This window comes from Runella sp., from assembly GCF_027484545.1.
Taxonomy (GTDB): Bacteria; Bacteroidota; Bacteroidia; order Cytophagales; family Spirosomataceae; genus Runella.
This window is the reverse complement of record NZ_JAIXST010000151.1, coordinates 37663-53823: the sequence shown is the minus strand read 5'-3', so window position 1 is coordinate 53823 and position 16161 is coordinate 37663. Positions and strand designations below refer to the sequence as shown.

Below are 16161 nucleotides of genomic sequence, written 5' to 3'. Positions count from 1 at the left end.
TTTATTTTTGCTGTTTTACTACACTCATTGCCGTGGCAATCATCGAAGACATATCTCCAAAATTGGCTGGCAAAATCATTGTATTCGTGCTTTTTGCTAAGTTTCCAAACTGTTGTACCAGTTGCTCGGCCACTTTGAGTTGAACGGCATCCATCCCTCCTTTTTCCTGAATTGCCGCCGCTACCAACCGAATCCCTTCGGCAGTAGCTTCCGCTACCGACTTAATCGCCTCTGCCTGTCCTTCGGCCTCGTTGATTTGGCGCGTTTTCAACGCTTCCGATTCCAATACCACTTTTTGTTTTTGCCCTTCGGCGACGTTGACAGCGGCCATTTTTTCCCCATCCGACTGCAAAATCAACGCCCGACGTTCACGTTCTGCCTGCATTTGTTTTTCCATTGCGTGCAATACACTCTGCGGCGGTGTAATGTTTTTGATCTCATAACGCAACATTTTTACGCCCCAGCCAATCGCGGCTTCGTCAATTGCGTGTACTACCGCCTGATTGACCGTGGTCCGTTCTTCAAACGTTTTATCCAGATCAATTTTACCCATTTCCGAACGCATCGTAGTTTGGGCCAATTGTGTTACTCCAAAAATATAATCTCCAATTCCGTAGGAAGCTCTCTGTGCATCAATCACTTGCAGGAAGAGAACTCCGTCCACACGCACCTGTACGTTATCGCGGGTAATGCAGATTTGCTCCGGAATGTCAATCGCTTTTTCTTTTAAGCTGTGTTTGTAAGCCACACGATCTAAAAAAGGAATCACCCAGTTAATACCGGGCTGCAACACCCCATAAAATTTTCCAAGTCTTTCGACTACAAAAGCCGTTTGTTGAGGCACTACTTTAACGGTCATCCAAACGAGCAACAATGCCAAAACGAGAATTACAATAACAGGTATCATGTGAGTAGTTAAGGTTTAAATGTGAAACGAAAATAAGGGAATGAAAAGGTCTTTTCAACGCTTAATGGATGAAGGTAAGAAAAGGGAACAAGAACGGTAAGAAAATTTATTGAACGGTTGCAGGAACATCTCATTTCAAACTTTGCGTCATTTTCTGCCTTTTTTGTTTTCCGGTAGAAACAGATTAGTATCGTGATTTTCCAACCAATGACCCCAAAATTGCGTCATTGAAGATGAAAATCAATTCTAACAATGGTCAGGATATATAACTTCAAGCGATGGGCAGTTATCCAAGCTTATGTCACTTACCGATAAACGTTTAATCTTGAACCCTTTCGGTTCCGGAGATTATGTTTTTGAAAAACAATAGAAAAACAGCCGTGAAAACTTACTCGCTCTTATCACTCATCTTAATTATTATGCTGGGGAGTTGCCAACAAGACGACATTTCTGCGGCAACCGAAGGTGAGTGCTCTTCAGTAAAAATCACGAACAATCTTGACGCCTTAACAAGTGCCGAACTGTTCAGTATTCAGGAAGCAAAAGTGTTAGGCAACACTCTCTCGCTTACTTTTGCTTACGGCGGTGGCTGCGACCCTAATCATACTTTTGAATTGTACATAGATAATAATCTCCGTGAAGATACCACCGCCCCTTATTTTGAGGGGCGTGTGGTATTTACTACTAATGATTGGTGCAAACGACTGGATTACAAGGCTTTTTGCTTTGATTTAACTCCGTTTAAAAACGGGACTATATCAGATAAAATCAAAATTCGGGGCTTTAAAGATATAATTGATTTTTAGGCCTTCCCCAATTGTCCATTCACCATCCGCCAAATTCCCAATGGATTTCCGTCTTTCAACTCATCAGGGAGCAAGTAATTGGTAAAATTTTGGAAAGCCAAAGGCCGCACAAATCGCTTAATGGCGTGCGGGCCCACCGAGCCAAAACGACCATCGGTACTGGCAGGAAACGGCCCTCCGTGCTGCATAGCCGCACATACTTCTACGCCCGTAGGTACGCCATTGAGCAGCAAACGCCCGCACAACAAACTGATGGCTGACAGTAAATCGGCCGCTTCCGAAAGGTCTGCTTCTGTACCAATAACGGTACACGTTAGTTGCCCTTCCAAATGCTCGACAATTTCCTGCATTTCCGCTTTATCCCGGCATTTGATAAGTAACGAAAACGGCCCGAAAACCTCTTGATGCAAGGCAGGGTTTTGAACAAACTGAGCCGCTGTCACCGACGCTACTGAAGGAATTCCGTCGTCTTGGCCGTAGCTCAATACAGTTTCTGCTTCTACAGTTACATTTTCTTGGCCTAAAACATCATCCCGTTTGGTTCTGAATGCTTTGGCGATGCCCGGATGCAGCATCGCAACGGGTTGAATCTGACGTATTTCTGCGGCCAAAATAGCACTAAAAGTTTCTAAGCTGGCCCCCTCTATCCCGATAAGAAGACCCGGTTTGGTACAAAACTGACCCATACCGCCCGTAATTGAGCTTGCATACATTTTGGCGTATTTTTCAGCTTCTTTGTCGAGCGCGTCGGGCAATAAAAACACGGGATTGGTACTTCCCATTTCAGCAAAAACAGGAATCGGTACGGGCCGCTGATTGGCCAAATCGAACAATGCTTTTCCTCCTCCAAACGACCCTGTAAAGCCCACTGCCGCTGTTTTGGGGTGCATTACCAGCGCTTTCCCTACTTCAAAATCAGCACCGTGAATGTGTTCAAAAACACCCGCGGGCATTCCTGTTTTTTCAACTGCTTTCAAAATAGCGCCCGCTACCATTTCAGAAGTTTCGGGATGAGCGGGATGGGCTTTCAACACTACGGGACAGCCTGCACCCCACGCGGCAGCGGGGTCAACACCAGCAGTTGAATAGGCAAAAGGGAAATTGCTCGCGCCAAATACCACCACGGGCCCAATCGGCACCAATAGATTGCGAATATCAGGTTTAGGCAACGGCTGACGGTCGGGCAGGGCGGTGTCGATGGTCGCCTCTAACCACGAGCCTTCGGCCACTACCTCAGCAATGTTGCGGAGTTGGTTGCACGTACGTCCGCGCTCTCCTAAGAGGCGGGCAGCAGGCAGGTGAGTTTCGCGCATAGCCGTTTCGATGACGACTTCGCCGAGTGCTTCAATTTCGTCGGCTATAGTTCTGATAAACGTGGCCTTCTCCTGTCCGCTTTTACGGCGATATTCTAAAAACGCAGCGTAAGCCCGCTGCATCGCTTCATTAATTTGGGTGGATGTGGAATCTTGATACATAATGGACACGGATTCTGTCTTGTTAAAAACTCTACGTATTTAACGTAAACGGTGGACAATAAACTACAAACTGTAAACCCTAAACTACAAACTGTTTTAAGTCTCAACCAACTTAGTTTTTAAACCTCCCCATTCTTTTTCATTGAGTTGTCCCAGCAAGTACAAATCAACTTCTGTTTGGCCGGCTCTAAACCCTTGAAAGTTTTTTAAATGAGCTTCCAATATGGATTTTAATTCCAGAAATTTTGTCGTTTGGGCCTTCTCATCTTCTCCGTACCAATCTTCCATTGTGGTAACGGGCTCCCAAAAATCCTCTGCGGTAATTTCTTCCACAGCCACATTCGGAGGAAGGCCTTGATAAAATTCTAAATCACTGATGGTCCAAGGAGGTGACCCGGACGACTTAAAATTAATCCATTCAATTGGCTCGTCGGATTCGCTGGGGTATAATAAATTTTTTAACAAATTTGTGACTTCTCCAAGCCATTTCGTCTCAATGCCGGAATCAATTTGATTGGGGCTTGTAAGATTCTCCTCTTGATTGTTTTCCATCTTAAAATTATTTCTAAATTTGAACCAAACTTAAAAAAATTTTCAAGACAATGTTAGAGCAATTAATGGGTCTTATCCAAGATCATTCACAAGAGGCTATTGTAAAAAATCCTGCAATCCCCAACCAACATAACAATGATGCTATGCAAACCGTTTTGCAATCGGTGATGGGTGGTCTGCAAAACGAAGCACAAGGTGGTAACGTTGGCGGCTTAATGGGACTTTTATCCGGACAGAGCGGTCAGGGTGGCAGCTTGATGAATAATCCTATCGTAGCGGGTATTGCCCAAAATGCAATTGGAAGTTTGATGGAAAAATTTGGTCTTTCAAACAGTGCTGCCGGTAATATCATCGCTCAGGTATTGCCCGGAGTATTGGGTTCTATGATCTCTAAAACCAGCAATCCGAACGACAATAGCATGGATTTCGGTGGAATTATGGGTTCTTTGCTGGGTGGCGGTCAAGCTCAACAGACTCAACAACAAGGCGGTTTTGACTTCAATCAAATCGGCTATGCCATGGCTGATGGCAAATTGGACATGAACGATGTAATGCGTATCGGCGGTAGTTTACTTGGCGGTGGCGGCAACTCCGGCGGCGGTGGCTTAGGCGGTATGTTGGGTGGCCTTTTCGGTAGATAATCAACCAATAACTTCATATTTAAAACAGGAAGGCACTATTTGTCTTCCTGTTTTTTATTTATAAACTTCCCAAGGGCAGAAATATCGATGCGCTCAATAACACAGCAAAAAACTCAAGCGCTCAATAATCCATTGAACTGAAAATCAAGCAATATTTTTCAATAAAAGACAAAAATCAGATTTGGCAACTATTTTTTAAACCTGACTTTTGTCTTTTATTCTTCTTTGATAGCAGAATATCTTTGGTTTTCCCAAATGATCATGCACGAATCTGTTTCATCCGTCCCTCTTTCTACGTTCAAAATTCACATTTCCGGGCAAGTACAGGGAGTGGGGTTTCGACCGTTCGTGTATCAATTGGCCAATTTGCTGAAACTAACGGGTTGGGTCAACAATTCACTCGACGGTATACATATTGAAGTGTCAGGTAATGAAGAGGTGATTTCCAATTTCTACCAACACCTCATTCAGCATCCGCCCTCCTTGGCACGTATCACACATCATCATTTTGAGAAGGTAAAGGCCAAGTCTTTTGAGGTATTTTCCATTCGGGAAAGCAACGAAACCGGCGTAGCCAATTTGCTTTTAAGTCCCGATTTTGCCCTTTGCGAAAGTTGCAAAAATGAATTGTTTGACCCCAACAATCGGCGATTCGGTTACTCTTTTATTACGTGTACGCTGTGCGGGCCTCGGTATTCGGTGATTCAAAAACTCCCTTACGACCGGCCCAACACCTCCATGCACTCGTTTGAGATGTGCCCAGAATGCCAAAGCGAATACAATACGCCGACGGACAAACGTTATTTTGCCCAAACCATTTCCTGCGACAATTGCAGCATCACGATGCAATTGTTCAGCCCCAAAACGCAATTTTCTTCGCAACTCAATGACAATCATTGGATTATAGACCGAGTGGTGCGCGCTTGGCAAAGAGGTGAAATCGTGGCCATTAAAGGCGTTGGCGGCTACCTGCTCACCTGCGATGCTACTCAGTCGGAAGTGATAAAAACCTTACGACAACGCAAGTGCCGCCCGAGCAAACCTTTTGCCTTGATGTACCCCGATGCGGAAGTACTCAGCCAAGATGTGTACCTGACCGATTCTATTTTAAATCAACTCAACAGTCCCGAAAGTCCGATTGTATTGGCAGATGTAAAAGAGAAATTGGCGTCGGGTTTAGCAAAAGACGAGATAGCGCCTCATTTGCCTCAATTAGGTGTTATGTTACCGTACACACCTTTATACGCTCTTTTACTGAGCAAATTTGGCAAACCAGTCGTAGCCACAAGCGGCAATGTAAGTCATTCACCCATCATTTTTTCGGACGAAAAAGCCCTCAATGAGCTTGGTACCATTGCGGATTGGATAGTGACAAACAACCGCGAAATTGTGGTACCTCAAGACGACAGCGTGGTTACTTTCTCAAAAAACAGGTCCATTATCCTCCGCCGTTCACGGGGAATTGCGCCCACATTTACCCATCCGAGCTTAGACATACCGCAAGATTCAGTGTTGGCCATGGGCGCTGACATGAAAAGTACGTTTACCCTCACGCACCAAAAGAACCTGTACGTCAGTCAATATTTAGGTGATTTGGAAAGTTATGATACGCAGGAAAGTTATCGCCAAACCCTCAACCGGTTTCTTTCACTTTTTGAGGTTAAACCAACACAAATTGTAACAGACAGCCATCCGCAGTATTTTTCTACCCAATTGGGAAAAGACCTAACGGCGCGATGGAACGTTCCTGTTCTGGCTATCCAACACCACCAAGCGCATTTTGGAGCTGTGCTTGCCGAAAACAATTTAATTCATTCCTCTGAGCCGATTTTGGGTGTGATTTGGGACGGAACGGGATTGGGCACTGACGGAAATATCTGGGGAGGCGAGTTCTTTGTTTACCAAAACTACAAATTCTCACGGGAGAGTCATTTCGATTATTTCCCGTTCATTTTGGGTGATAAAATGCCCCGTCAACCCCGAATTTCAGCCTTGGCTGCTTGTGCCACTATTATCGAAGCGGAGGCCATTTTAGCGAAAAAATTTAGCCCAACCGAATGGAAATTATATCGAAAAATGATAACCGAATCCTTGGGCAACACTTCTTCGCTCCAAACCTCCAGCGTAGGGCGGCTCTTCGATGCAGTGGCCTCGCTCTTGGGTTTAGCCGACCAAATCAGCTACGAAGGCGAAGCGGCTATTCGGCTGGAAAGCAGCGCCAAGCACTATGTCAAATACCACGGAAGCATTTTTCAAACGAGTTATTTAGGACATAGAAGTTGGGAAAATGAAATACCAACCCAAACATTAATGAAGGAAATTGTGATGGATATTTTGGCTCAAAAGTCCGTAGAGTATATCGCCGCTAAATTTCATTATTCGTTGGCCATTTACATAAAAAACATTGCTAAAAAACTGAATATCAAAAGAATAGGATTCAGCGGCGGCGTATTTCAAAATACACTTTTGGTAGATTTAATCGACCTCCATGCTTCCGCAGAATTTGAACTTTATTTTCACCGCCAACTCTCTCCTAACGATGAAAACAGTTCCTTTGGACAGTGGGCATGTTGGAAAATAAATACGTTCTCCCGCAACATTAACAGATAAGCGTGCTATAACGTCTTAATGAATCTTAACTTCTTAATGGTAAAGATAAAACATGAAATATTTATCTGAATTCCGCAACCCCGAAATCGTTGAGCAATACATCAACGAATTACACAAAATTACGACACGCCCGTGGACAATCATGGAAGTTTGCGAAGGACAAACGCACAGTTTGGTTAAAAACGGTATCCTCAATATCCTCCCCAAATTCATCCGAATGGTGCATGGCCCCGGCTGCCCGGTATGTGTTACTCCGTTAAATCTCATTGATAAAGCGCCGTATTTGGCAGAAGAAAAAGGAGTGATTCTATGCTCGTACGGCGACATGATACGCGTTCTTGGCTCACAACGAAGCCTGCTTGAAGCCAAGGCCAACGGTGCTGATATTCGGATTCTGTATTCTCCGCTCGAAGCCGTCAAAGTGGCCCAACAAAACCCGGACCGTGAGGTGGTTTTTTTGCCGTAGGCTTTGAAACTACTGCCCCTGCTAATGCTCTTTCCGTCATTCATGCGCAGCGTTTGGGGTTAAAAAACTATTCCATTTTGGCATCGCACGTCTTGGTACCTCCCGCTATGGAAGCCGTTATCAACGATGAAGAGGCTCAAATTCAGGGATTTTTGGCTGCGGGCCATGTCTGTACCATCATGGGAATCAGCAAATACGAACCTATTGTTCAGAACTATAAAATTCCGATGGTCGTCACCGGTTTTGAACCCGTTGACTTATTGCAGGGAATTTTGATGGTCGTGCGCCAACTGGAAAAAGGCGAATACAAACTCGAAAATCAGTACAGCCGCGTGGTCAAATCGGAAGGAAATCCGGAAGCTCAAAAAGTGATTCGGCAGGTTTTTGAAACCGAAGATCGCGAATGGCGCGGCATAGGCACTATCCCGATGAGCGGCTGGGGCGTAAAAGGGGAATTAGCGGAATATAACGCCAATAAAAAATTCTCCGTCAACATACCCAAAGCCCTTGAATGCGCCGATTGCATTGCGGGGCAAGTATTGAAAGGCATCAAAAAGCCGTTTGAGTGTTCCCAATTTGGTAAAGCCTGTACACCGCTTAATCCGTTGGAAGCCCCAATGGTTTCTTCCGAAGGAGCCTGTGCAGCCTACTATCATTTTGCCGAAACTGTAGAAGAAGTCGAAATTTAATCATTGCTTTCCATGAAAAACTCCATTGTTAATCTTTCCTGTCCCATGCCCAAATTGGATTTTGACGTCATTACGTTAGGGCACGGCAGTGGCGGAATATTGACCCATCAATTGCTTGAATCAGGCGTATTTAATTTACTCAAAAATCCTTTATTGGACGAACACCACGACGGAGCCGTCTTTGAATTATCAGGACAATTGGCTTTTTCAACAGACAGTTACGTCGTCTCTCCCGTATTTTTTCCAGGAGGAAACATCGGTGAATTAGCCGTCAACGGCACCGTTAATGACTTGGCCATGTGCGGCGCTATTCCCAAATACCTTTCCCTTAGTTTTATTCTGGAAGAAGGGTTAACCATGCCTGAATTTTGGGAGATTTTGGTTTCCATCAAAACCGCCGCCGAAAAAGCCGACGTTCAGATTGTCACGGGCGATACCAAAGTCGTAGAGCGCGGTAAAGGTGACAAAATTTTCATTAACACATCGGGCATTGGGCAGGTACACCCCAAAGCCAATATCTCCGCCAATAATCTAAAATCGGGCGATAAAATCATTGTAAGCGGAAACATCGCGACGCACGGTATTGCTATCATGTCGGTGCGGGAAGGGTTGGATTTTGAAACTTCCATTGAAAGCGATACCACCCGTTTGAATCATACAGTCAAGGCACTTTTGGACGAATTTGGCACTGATATTCACCTCTTCCGCGACCCCACGCGAGGCGGAGTAGCTACCACACTCAACGAAATTGCGCGTGATGCCCGATTGGGCATGGCTATTCACCAAAAAGACATTCCGGTCATTGACGAGGTCTACGGCGCGTGCGAATTATTGGGCTTGGATCCGCTCTATGTGGCCAATGAAGGTGTATTTATCGCCTTTGTTTCGTCTGCGATTGCGGATGATTTTCTGAGCAAATTACGGCAACTTCCTCCCGGTGAAAATGCAGCTATCATCGGAGAAGTAACTGTTGAGCATCCCAAACAGGTGGTTTGGCAAAGCAGAATTGGCGGCAAGCGCGTTGTCAATATGTTAGTAGGGGAGCAATTGCCAAGGATTTGTTAGGGTTTCGTCATTACCATTGAAGATGAAATGAGTCTCAATCTCTTGTTGATATTCATTTAAATTTCCCCCAACAATGACTAAAAAACAAGTTACCCAACTTTCCTGCGAAATTATAGGCGCGGCCATACGAGTTCATAAATCATTAGGTCCGGGTTTACTTGAAAGTGTTTATGAAAAATGCCTGAAATATGAATTAGAAAAAAACGGATGTATAGTCAAACAGCAAATGAACGTACCTGTCGTCTATGACCAGTTAATAATGGATGTTGACTTGCGATTAGACTTGTTGGTCAATAATTGTATTGTAGTGGAATTAAAAGCGATTGAAAATCTCTTACCCGTTCATGAAGCCCAATTATTAACCTATATGAAGCTACTCCAAAAGCCACAGGGATTGCTTATAAATTTCTTTACGGACAATATTACAAAAAGCATGAGACCATTTGTAAATGAATTTTTTAAGGCTTTACCTGAATAAAACAGCTTATGTCAACCATTAAGAAGTGAAGATTCATTGAGAACTCAATTCACTTAATCCCTTAATGGTTTAAGATTTTTGTATTGAAGAACGAAAACAAAAGTAAGGAAAATCTATTTGGTGCTTTTTTAGATAACGTATTTACCAAAACCATTAGAATTCATGCTCCGCTATTGCCTTGCCCTTGACCTGAAAGACGACCCAACGCTCATTGCTGAATACGAAAAATACCACGTAAAACTTCAGCCAGAAATAGAAAAAAGCATCACCGATTCGGGAATTACCAACATGGAAATCTACCGAATTGGCAATCGGTTGTTTATGATTATGGAAACCACCGATGATTTTTCATTTGAAGAAAAAGCCGCCGCTGATGCAGCCGACCCCAACGTACAGGAATGGGAAAACCTGATGTGGAACTACCAACAGGCTCTTCCGATGGCCAAAGAAGGCGAAAAATGGATGTTGATGAAAAAGATATTTACTCTTGTGTAGAGGGAGGGCCTGCCCTCCCTCTACGTTTTCAATTATTTGTTCTGAAAAAAGCCCCGTTTTCTGTGGCTAAAAATGCCTCAAAAGGAATCTCTTCCTGTTTGAGAAAACCTTGTTGGGGAAGAGTACCTGCGGCGACCATTTCCACCACGGCGGCAATGGAAGCAGCAGTAGTCCAAGAGATAGCACGCCAATGTTGTCCGTCTATCATGCGTGGGTGATAAGCACGATAAAATTCTTCCCGCGCCAGTCCGTCGGCTTGCCAACCTTCCACTACCGCATACACATACACGACATCTTCTTTAACGGGGGGCTTGGCCGCAGTAAGAATTTCTTCCAACTGTTCGCGTCGATTTTTCAAAATCAATTCATATAACAGGAACCGCATCAGTTTGGCGTGACCGGGATAGCGAATGGTTTTGTAATTTAACGTATCCACTTTTCCGAGATAGGTTTCGCACATGGTTCCTAACCCTCCCGATGTACTGAATGCCTCAAATTCCTGCCCTTCAATGTTAATTACTTCGATGCCATCAAGCGAAGAAACCATTTTCTGCTCACCGTTGTGAATCACCTCCGCATCGTTGATGTATTCATTGATAACCCCTGCTGGCGACCACGTAAACGAATAGCCCAACAACCCGTTGGGATAACACGGCAAGGCCCCCACTCGCAATTCAATGTCACGAAGTTTATCAAATCGTTTAGCCAAATCGGCTCCGACAATTCCAATCAATCCCGGCGCCAAACCGCATTGAGGCGCCATCACGCCCCGGTGCGTTTCGGCCATGATTCGAATAGCCGCAGTAGTAGGTACGTCTTCGGTAAGGTCAAAATAATGAATGCCGAGTTGGTAAGCAGCCCGCGCAATAGGCAGATTTAAATTATACGGCATACACGACACCACAGCGTCGAAACCAACCAATGATTTTTCAATAAAAGCCTCGTCGGTTACGTCACCTTCAAGGATTTCAAAAGGCAATGGATTAGAGGACTTTCGTTTATCCAAACCCTTGACTTTAAACTGTTTGCTAAGTAAAGTGGCTACCAATGATCCCACCTTACCCAAGCCAATGACTAATACATTTTGCATGGTAATTTGTTGATTTTTGGAAGTAAAAATAATAGATGAATTAAAGCAAAAAAGCGGCTTTATTACAGGGAATTAGCCCCTTACAGGGTTACAAAAAGAAGGAAAATTAAGGCACAAAGGAACAGGCACTACGCAGGTAGGCCAAACGGGCAAGCTGTTTTTTGAAGTTAGGATTCATTATAGAACAAAAGTAAAAATCCTTTGTTATTTGGGCAATATTACGTTAAAAAATCTAAATACGAACAACACTGCCCACACGAATTTAACGGATTTGCCCGGATTTTCGTTACTTTGCAAAATATGAATACCAAACGTTGGACATACCGCAAAACCCTTTCTCAACAGCAACAAGAACAAGCGAATGCCCTTGCCAAATCCATTAATGTTAATCCATTTTTAGGGCAACTTCTCTTGCAACGGGGAATTAATAATTTTGAAGAAGCCAAAGCTTTCTTTCGGCCTTCTCTCGAACAACTCCACAATCCTTTCCTGATGAAAGACATGGACAAGGCCGTGGAAAGGCTATTGCAAGCCTTTGAAAAACAGGAAAAAATTATCATCTACGGGGACTATGACGTAGATGGAGCCACCTCAGTATCTGTATTTTATGGATTTTTAAAAAAATATTATTCCCGCCTTGAATACTACATTCCGGATCGCTATATCGAAGGGTACGGAGTATCTTCTCAAGGAATTGACTACGCCGAAGCCAATGGTTTTACACTCATCGTGACCCTTGACTGCGGTATCAAATCGGCCGACAAAGTGGCTGAAGCCAAGCGACGCGGTATTGATTTTATCATCTGCGATCACCACCGTCCCGACAGTAACCTTCCTCCTGCGGTAGCAGTGCTCGACCCCAAACGCGAAGCCTGCCCCTATCCTTATAAAGAATTGACTGGATGCGGCGTAGGCTTCAAGTTGTTGCAGGCACTTTGTCAGCAGGGTTTTGGTGAGGAAACGGAGCTCATGGAACAGCTGGATTTGTTGGTAGTCAGTATCGCTGCCGACATCGTACACATTACAGGGGAAAATCGAATATTGGCTGCTTTCGGACTCAAAGAACTCAATAAGCGCAAACGGGTAGGTTTAAACGCCCTTATCGAAATCGCCGGACTGCGCAACGAACTTGACATTACCAATGTAGTTTTTGGACTGGCTCCCCGTATCAACGCTGCCGGGCGCATTGCCCACGCCAAAGAGGCCGTTCGCCTGTTACTCTGCCAGGACAAGGCCGAAGCAGAGGATTTTGCCCAAGAAATCAACAAACACAACAGCGACCGCCGCACTTTTGACACGAGTATTACCGACGAAGCCCTGAACATGATTCGGGACGACAATTGGTTGCTGAATGCCAGCAGCACGGTCCTTTACAAAGAAGATTGGCACAAGGGCGTAGTGGGGATTGTAGCGAGTCGGTGCATTGAACATTTTTATCGCCCAACCATTATTTTGACCAACTCACACGGAAAAGCGGCTGGGTCGGCGCGGTCGGTACCGGGATTTGATGTGTATGAAGCGATTGAGGCGTGTTCCGATTTATTGGAACAATTTGGCGGTCATACCTTCGCCGCAGGGCTTTCGTTACCGGTAGACAATGTAGCGGCCTTTCGGGTACGGTTTAATGAGATAGTCAGCCAACGGCTTTTACCCGAACAACTTACTCCGTTAGTAGACATTGATATGGATTTGGATTTGAATGCCATCACGGGACGATTTTACAATATTCTGAAGCAAATGGCACCTTTCGGCCCCGAAAACATGACTCCTATTTTTGCAAGCCATAACGTCAGAATGAGCGGCACGCCTACCATTATGAAGGAAAAACACCTCAAATTCGAGGTATTTCAGACAACATCTCCGGGAAGCACTCCTTTTACCGCTATTGGTTTTGGCATGGCCGAGTTTTATCCAAAATTGGTCAAGGGACAACCATTTTCTATTGCCTATACCATCGAAGAAAATACGTTTCGGGACAAGACAACGTTACAACTGTATTTGAAAGATTTGAAGTGGGAAGACTAATTTCATTAAAAAATGAACGACATGGAAAAGCCAAGGTTGTATAAAATAATTATTACCAAAGATGACAGCGAAGGGTTTTATGTAGCGGAAGTCCCTACCTTAAGCCCATGTATTACCTACGGAGAAACGCTGGAAGAAGCAATAGAAATGGTAAAAGAGGCTATTGAAGGTATCATCGAATCTCGATCGGAAAACGGATATCCTATTCCTGATGACAATGCAATATTACAACAGCAAAAAACAAAAATTGAGACAATCATCCCCATTGAACGTAATACCGGTCATTTTCACTCTGTCGCTGTTTAATTATGGGGTACAATGCCAAAGAAATCATTAAAGTGTTGGAAGAAAACGGATGGCATCTTGACAGAATTAAAGGCAGTCATCATATTTACAAAAATGATCTTCTCAAAAAGTCAGTTCCGATACCTATACATGGACGAAAGGATTTAGGAAAAGGGCTATTCTACAGAATTCTCAAGGAATGCGGCATAGAAAGAGACGATTTATAGGTAAAAATCAAGCAATATTGTGATTTTAAGAACTGAAAATTTAATCAAAAAATACGGCTCACGACTGGTCAATGACCACGTAAGTTATCAAGTAGGGCAAGGCGAAATTGTAGGGCTGCTCGGCCCTAACGGTGCCGGCAAAACAACTTCCTTCTATATGGCCACCGGGCTGGTAAAACCCAACAGCGGCCACGTTTACATGGACGACAAGGACATTACTGACCTACCCATGTACAAGCGAGCCCGATTGGGTATCGGCTATTTGGCACAGGAAGCTTCCATTTTTCGCTCACTGACGGTAGAAGAAAACATCATTGCCGTGTTGGAAATGACTGATTTATCGAAAGCCGAACAGAAAGCCAAATGCGAGGAATTGATGGAAGAATTCAGCCTGAATCATGTTCGCAAAAACAAAGGGATGGTACTGTCAGGCGGAGAACGGCGACGCACGGAAATCGCTCGATGCTTGGCCGTTGACCCCAAATTCATTTTATTGGACGAGCCCTTTGCAGGAGTTGACCCCATTGCCGTAGAAGATATTCAAACGATTGTGGCAAAATTGAAATACAGAAACATCGGAATTCTCATTACTGACCACAATGTATCCGAAACGCTCTCCATTACAGACCGTGCCTACCTATTATTTGAAGGAAAAATCCTTAAACAAGGTACTCCCGAAGAACTTGCCGCCGACCCTCAGGTGCGACGACTCTATTTGGGCCAACATTTTGAACTCAAACGGAAAGTGTAGTAAAACAGTTGTCGGTTTAGAGTTTTATACCGCGCGAGCGGGCCCGTTTTCCGTTTACGTCCTATTTTGCTGTGCATTAATGTATTTCACGGAGAAATTTTAAATCTTTCACATTTAAGTTTAGACCATTCATCTATAAATTTTCACTTATTCCTGCGGGATTTTTACCTTTACCCCAACTATCAACCTTTTAACTTCATTCGTATGGAACAACAACTTACTACAGCTCGTGCCTCTCTTAAATGGGGTCTTATTTCAGGGGTAGCCTCCATTGTCTTTTTAACTGTTTTGTACGTCACCGGCCAAATGACCAATCAGGGCATTTCTTCTTTGGGACTCATCATTCCCATCGTAGCAATTGTCTTGGCTATGAAAGAGTTTCGCACTGCTAACGGAGGCTTTATGACCTACGGACAAGGTCTGGGAATCGGAACACTTTTAACAGGTATTTCGGGATTTATTTCAGGTACTTACGGATACATTTACAACGAATTTATTGATTCGACGATTCAGCAGCAAATTTTAGATAAGTCGCGGGAACAATTGGAAAACAGAGGCATGGACGATGCACAAATCGAAGCGGCAATGGAGATGACCGCCAAATTTACAAGTCCCGGTATCACCTTTGTCATTGGAATTATTATGTCCATTATTATTGGTTTCGTTGTTTCTCTCATCATTTCCGCAATTATGAAGAAGGATAAACCGTTTGAGTTAGAATAATGCAAGTCCACCGTTTACAGTCAACAGTCCATTGTTTTATGTTTGCTATTTTCAACAAAGAAATCAACTCCTTTTTCAGTTCTTTAACGGCCTACATTGTGATGGCCGTTTTTTTGACGGCCGTAGGGCTTTTGATTTGGGTTTTCCCCGACACCAACGTTCTAAACTACGGTTATGCTGATTTAGGCGCTTTTTTCAATTTAACGCCTTTTGTATTGCTTTTCCTGATTCCCGCCATTACAATGCGGTCGTTGGCCGAAGAAGTACGGAATGGTACCATTGAATTGCTGCTCACAAAACCTCTGAGTGATTGGGGATTGGTTGTCGGAAAGTTTCTGGCCGATTGGGCTCTTGTTGTACTTACCCTCGCCCCTACCCTTCTTTATTACTATACCGTTTACCAACTTGGCAACCCCGTCGGAAACATTGATACAGGAGCTGTATTTGGGTCCTATATCGGCCTGTTGCTGTTGGGGGCGGTTTTTGTGGCGGTAGGGTTATGGGCTTCGTCATTAAGCGACAACCAAATTGTGGCCTTTGTACTTGCGGTATTTGTGTGCTTTTTGCTTTTTGCAGGCATTGGGGCAGTCGCTCGCCTGGATTTTTGGGGTGAATTTGCTTATCCTCTTTCTTGGATTTCGCTGGACCAACAATACGCCGATTTAGGGCGCGGTTTGATAGATTCCCGCAATGTAGTCTATCTTCTCAGCGTGACGGGTTTGTTTTTGTGGTTTACCCAAAACCGAATTGCAGGAAGGCGACAATAAATTTAAAATCTTAAAAACGCAGATTTGCATAGATTCAAAAATCCGTGTAAATCTGCGTTTTTTATTTACTTCAGTGCTTTCTCACTTTGCTTTAAACGCCACGCATAAA

The 16161-nt window shown here is 44.1% G+C and carries 16 protein-coding genes and 1 pseudogene; 13 read left to right on the top strand and 4 right to left on the bottom strand.

The genetic code is table 11. From position 1 onward, the window contains the following. Position 1: 1 nt before the first annotated feature. On the bottom strand, positions 2-907 hold the full coding sequence (locus Q0081_RS14005) for an SPFH domain-containing protein (RefSeq protein WP_298354445.1): 906 nt from the start codon (positions 905-907) through the stop codon (positions 2-4). 380 nt (positions 908-1287) lie between these two features. Here Q0081_RS14005 and Q0081_RS14000 point away from each other — a divergent pair, with 380 nt between their 5' ends. Then, positions 1288-1713, top strand: coding sequence for a hypothetical protein (locus Q0081_RS14000; RefSeq protein WP_298354440.1), 426 nt, complete (start codon positions 1288-1290; stop codon positions 1711-1713). Here Q0081_RS14000 and Q0081_RS13995 read toward each other — a convergent pair. Together Q0081_RS13995 and Q0081_RS13990 are read right to left on the bottom strand one after the other, a co-directional pair. Then, positions 1710-3227 (bottom strand): aldehyde dehydrogenase (NADP(+)), encoded by a 1518-nt coding sequence (locus Q0081_RS13995; protein ID WP_409034063.1) that lies wholly within the window; start codon positions 3225-3227, stop codon positions 1710-1712. The two genes, Q0081_RS14000 and Q0081_RS13995, sit on opposite strands and share 4 nt — an antisense overlap. Before the next feature lie 57 nt (positions 3228-3284). Next, positions 3285-3740 (bottom strand): nuclease A inhibitor family protein, encoded by a 456-nt coding sequence (locus tag Q0081_RS13990; RefSeq protein ID WP_298354434.1) that lies wholly within the window; start codon positions 3738-3740, stop codon positions 3285-3287. 50 nt (positions 3741-3790) lie between these two features. Between Q0081_RS13990 and Q0081_RS13985 the strand changes: the two genes are divergently transcribed. The 6 genes and pseudogenes from Q0081_RS13985 (at position 3791) to Q0081_RS13955 (ending at position 10184) form a co-directional block, all read left to right on the top strand. After that, positions 3791-4381: a hypothetical protein gene (locus Q0081_RS13985; RefSeq protein WP_298354431.1), complete on the top strand. Its 591-nt coding sequence runs from the start codon at positions 3791-3793 to the stop codon at positions 4379-4381. Between the two features lie 261 nt (positions 4382-4642). Next, positions 4643-6991, top strand: a complete 2349-nt coding sequence (hypF, locus tag Q0081_RS13980) for a carbamoyltransferase HypF (protein WP_298354429.1) — start codon at positions 4643-4645, stop codon at positions 6989-6991. Positions 6992-7043: 52 nt separating this feature from the next. Further along, positions 7044-8146 (top strand): annotated as a pseudogene (gene hypD / locus Q0081_RS31880) (hydrogenase formation protein HypD). Between the two features lie 12 nt (positions 8147-8158). Further along, positions 8159-9211: a hydrogenase expression/formation protein HypE gene (hypE, locus tag Q0081_RS13965; RefSeq protein ID WP_298354423.1), complete on the top strand. Its 1053-nt coding sequence runs from the start codon at positions 8159-8161 to the stop codon at positions 9209-9211. 73 nt (positions 9212-9284) lie between these two features. Beyond that, positions 9285-9689, top strand: coding sequence for a GxxExxY protein (locus Q0081_RS13960; RefSeq protein ID WP_298354420.1), 405 nt, complete (start codon positions 9285-9287; stop codon positions 9687-9689). A gap of 162 nt (positions 9690-9851) precedes the next feature. Continuing rightward, on the top strand, positions 9852-10184 hold the full coding sequence (locus tag Q0081_RS13955; RefSeq protein ID WP_298354417.1) for an L-rhamnose mutarotase: 333 nt from the start codon (positions 9852-9854) through the stop codon (positions 10182-10184). Positions 10185-10212: 28 nt separating this feature from the next. On the opposite strand, the gene Q0081_RS13950 is transcribed toward Q0081_RS13955, so the two are convergent. Further along, on the bottom strand, positions 10213-11274 hold the full coding sequence (locus tag Q0081_RS13950) for a saccharopine dehydrogenase family protein (RefSeq protein WP_298354414.1): 1062 nt from the start codon (positions 11272-11274) through the stop codon (positions 10213-10215). 300 nt (positions 11275-11574) lie between these two features. Here Q0081_RS13950 and recJ point away from each other — a divergent pair, with 300 nt between their 5' ends. The 6 genes from recJ (at position 11575) to gldF (ending at position 16052) form a co-directional block, all read left to right on the top strand. After that, the gene (gene recJ, locus Q0081_RS13945) at positions 11575-13299 is read left to right on the top strand and encodes a single-stranded-DNA-specific exonuclease RecJ (RefSeq protein WP_298354411.1); all 1725 of its coding nucleotides are present in this window, start codon (positions 11575-11577) and stop codon (positions 13297-13299) included. Positions 13300-13311: 12 nt separating this feature from the next. Continuing rightward, a complete protein-coding gene (locus tag Q0081_RS13940; RefSeq protein ID WP_298354409.1) occupies positions 13312-13605 on the top strand; it encodes a type II toxin-antitoxin system HicB family antitoxin in 294 nt (97 codons plus the stop codon). Positions 13606-13607: 2 nt separating this feature from the next. Then, a complete protein-coding gene (locus tag Q0081_RS13935; protein ID WP_298354407.1) occupies positions 13608-13811 on the top strand; it encodes a type II toxin-antitoxin system HicA family toxin in 204 nt (67 codons plus the stop codon). A gap of 19 nt (positions 13812-13830) precedes the next feature. Next, on the top strand, positions 13831-14562 hold the full coding sequence (gene lptB / locus Q0081_RS13930) for an LPS export ABC transporter ATP-binding protein (RefSeq protein ID WP_298354404.1): 732 nt from the start codon (positions 13831-13833) through the stop codon (positions 14560-14562). 204 nt (positions 14563-14766) lie between these two features. Beyond that, the gene (locus Q0081_RS13925) at positions 14767-15285 is read left to right on the top strand and encodes a DUF4199 domain-containing protein (protein WP_298354402.1); all 519 of its coding nucleotides are present in this window, start codon (positions 14767-14769) and stop codon (positions 15283-15285) included. A gap of 38 nt (positions 15286-15323) precedes the next feature. Next, positions 15324-16052, top strand: coding sequence for a gliding motility-associated ABC transporter permease subunit GldF (gene gldF / locus Q0081_RS13920; RefSeq protein ID WP_298354401.1), 729 nt, complete (start codon positions 15324-15326; stop codon positions 16050-16052). Positions 16053-16161 lie beyond the last annotated feature (109 nt).

Excerpts from the sequence above, each read along its gene's own strand:
- Q0081_RS13990 (WP_298354434.1), bottom strand. The coding sequence starts at position 3,740 with ATGGAAAACAATCAAGAGGAGAATCTTACAAGCCCCAATCAAATTGAT.
- Q0081_RS13955 (WP_298354417.1), top strand. The coding sequence starts at position 9,852 with ATGCTCCGCTATTGCCTTGCCCTTGACCTGAAAGACGACCCAACGCTC.
- Q0081_RS14005 (WP_298354445.1), bottom strand. The coding sequence starts at position 907 with ATGATACCTGTTATTGTAATTCTCGTTTTGGCATTGTTGCTCGTTTGG.
- recJ (WP_298354411.1), top strand. The coding sequence starts at position 11,575 with ATGAATACCAAACGTTGGACATACCGCAAAACCCTTTCTCAACAGCAA.
- Q0081_RS13960 (WP_298354420.1), top strand. The coding sequence starts at position 9,285 with ATGACTAAAAAACAAGTTACCCAACTTTCCTGCGAAATTATAGGCGCG.
- Q0081_RS13940 (WP_298354409.1), top strand. The coding sequence starts at position 13,312 with ATGAACGACATGGAAAAGCCAAGGTTGTATAAAATAATTATTACCAAA.
- hypE (WP_298354423.1), top strand. The coding sequence starts at position 8,159 with ATGAAAAACTCCATTGTTAATCTTTCCTGTCCCATGCCCAAATTGGAT.
- Q0081_RS13925 (WP_298354402.1), top strand. The coding sequence starts at position 14,767 with ATGGAACAACAACTTACTACAGCTCGTGCCTCTCTTAAATGGGGTCTT.
- Q0081_RS13935 (WP_298354407.1), top strand. The coding sequence starts at position 13,608 with ATGGGGTACAATGCCAAAGAAATCATTAAAGTGTTGGAAGAAAACGGA.
- Q0081_RS13950 (WP_298354414.1), bottom strand. The coding sequence starts at position 11,274 with ATGCAAAATGTATTAGTCATTGGCTTGGGTAAGGTGGGATCATTGGTA.
- Q0081_RS13985 (WP_298354431.1), top strand. The coding sequence starts at position 3,791 with ATGTTAGAGCAATTAATGGGTCTTATCCAAGATCATTCACAAGAGGCT.
- gldF (WP_298354401.1), top strand. The coding sequence starts at position 15,324 with ATGTTTGCTATTTTCAACAAAGAAATCAACTCCTTTTTCAGTTCTTTA.
- hypF (WP_298354429.1), top strand. The coding sequence starts at position 4,643 with ATGCACGAATCTGTTTCATCCGTCCCTCTTTCTACGTTCAAAATTCAC.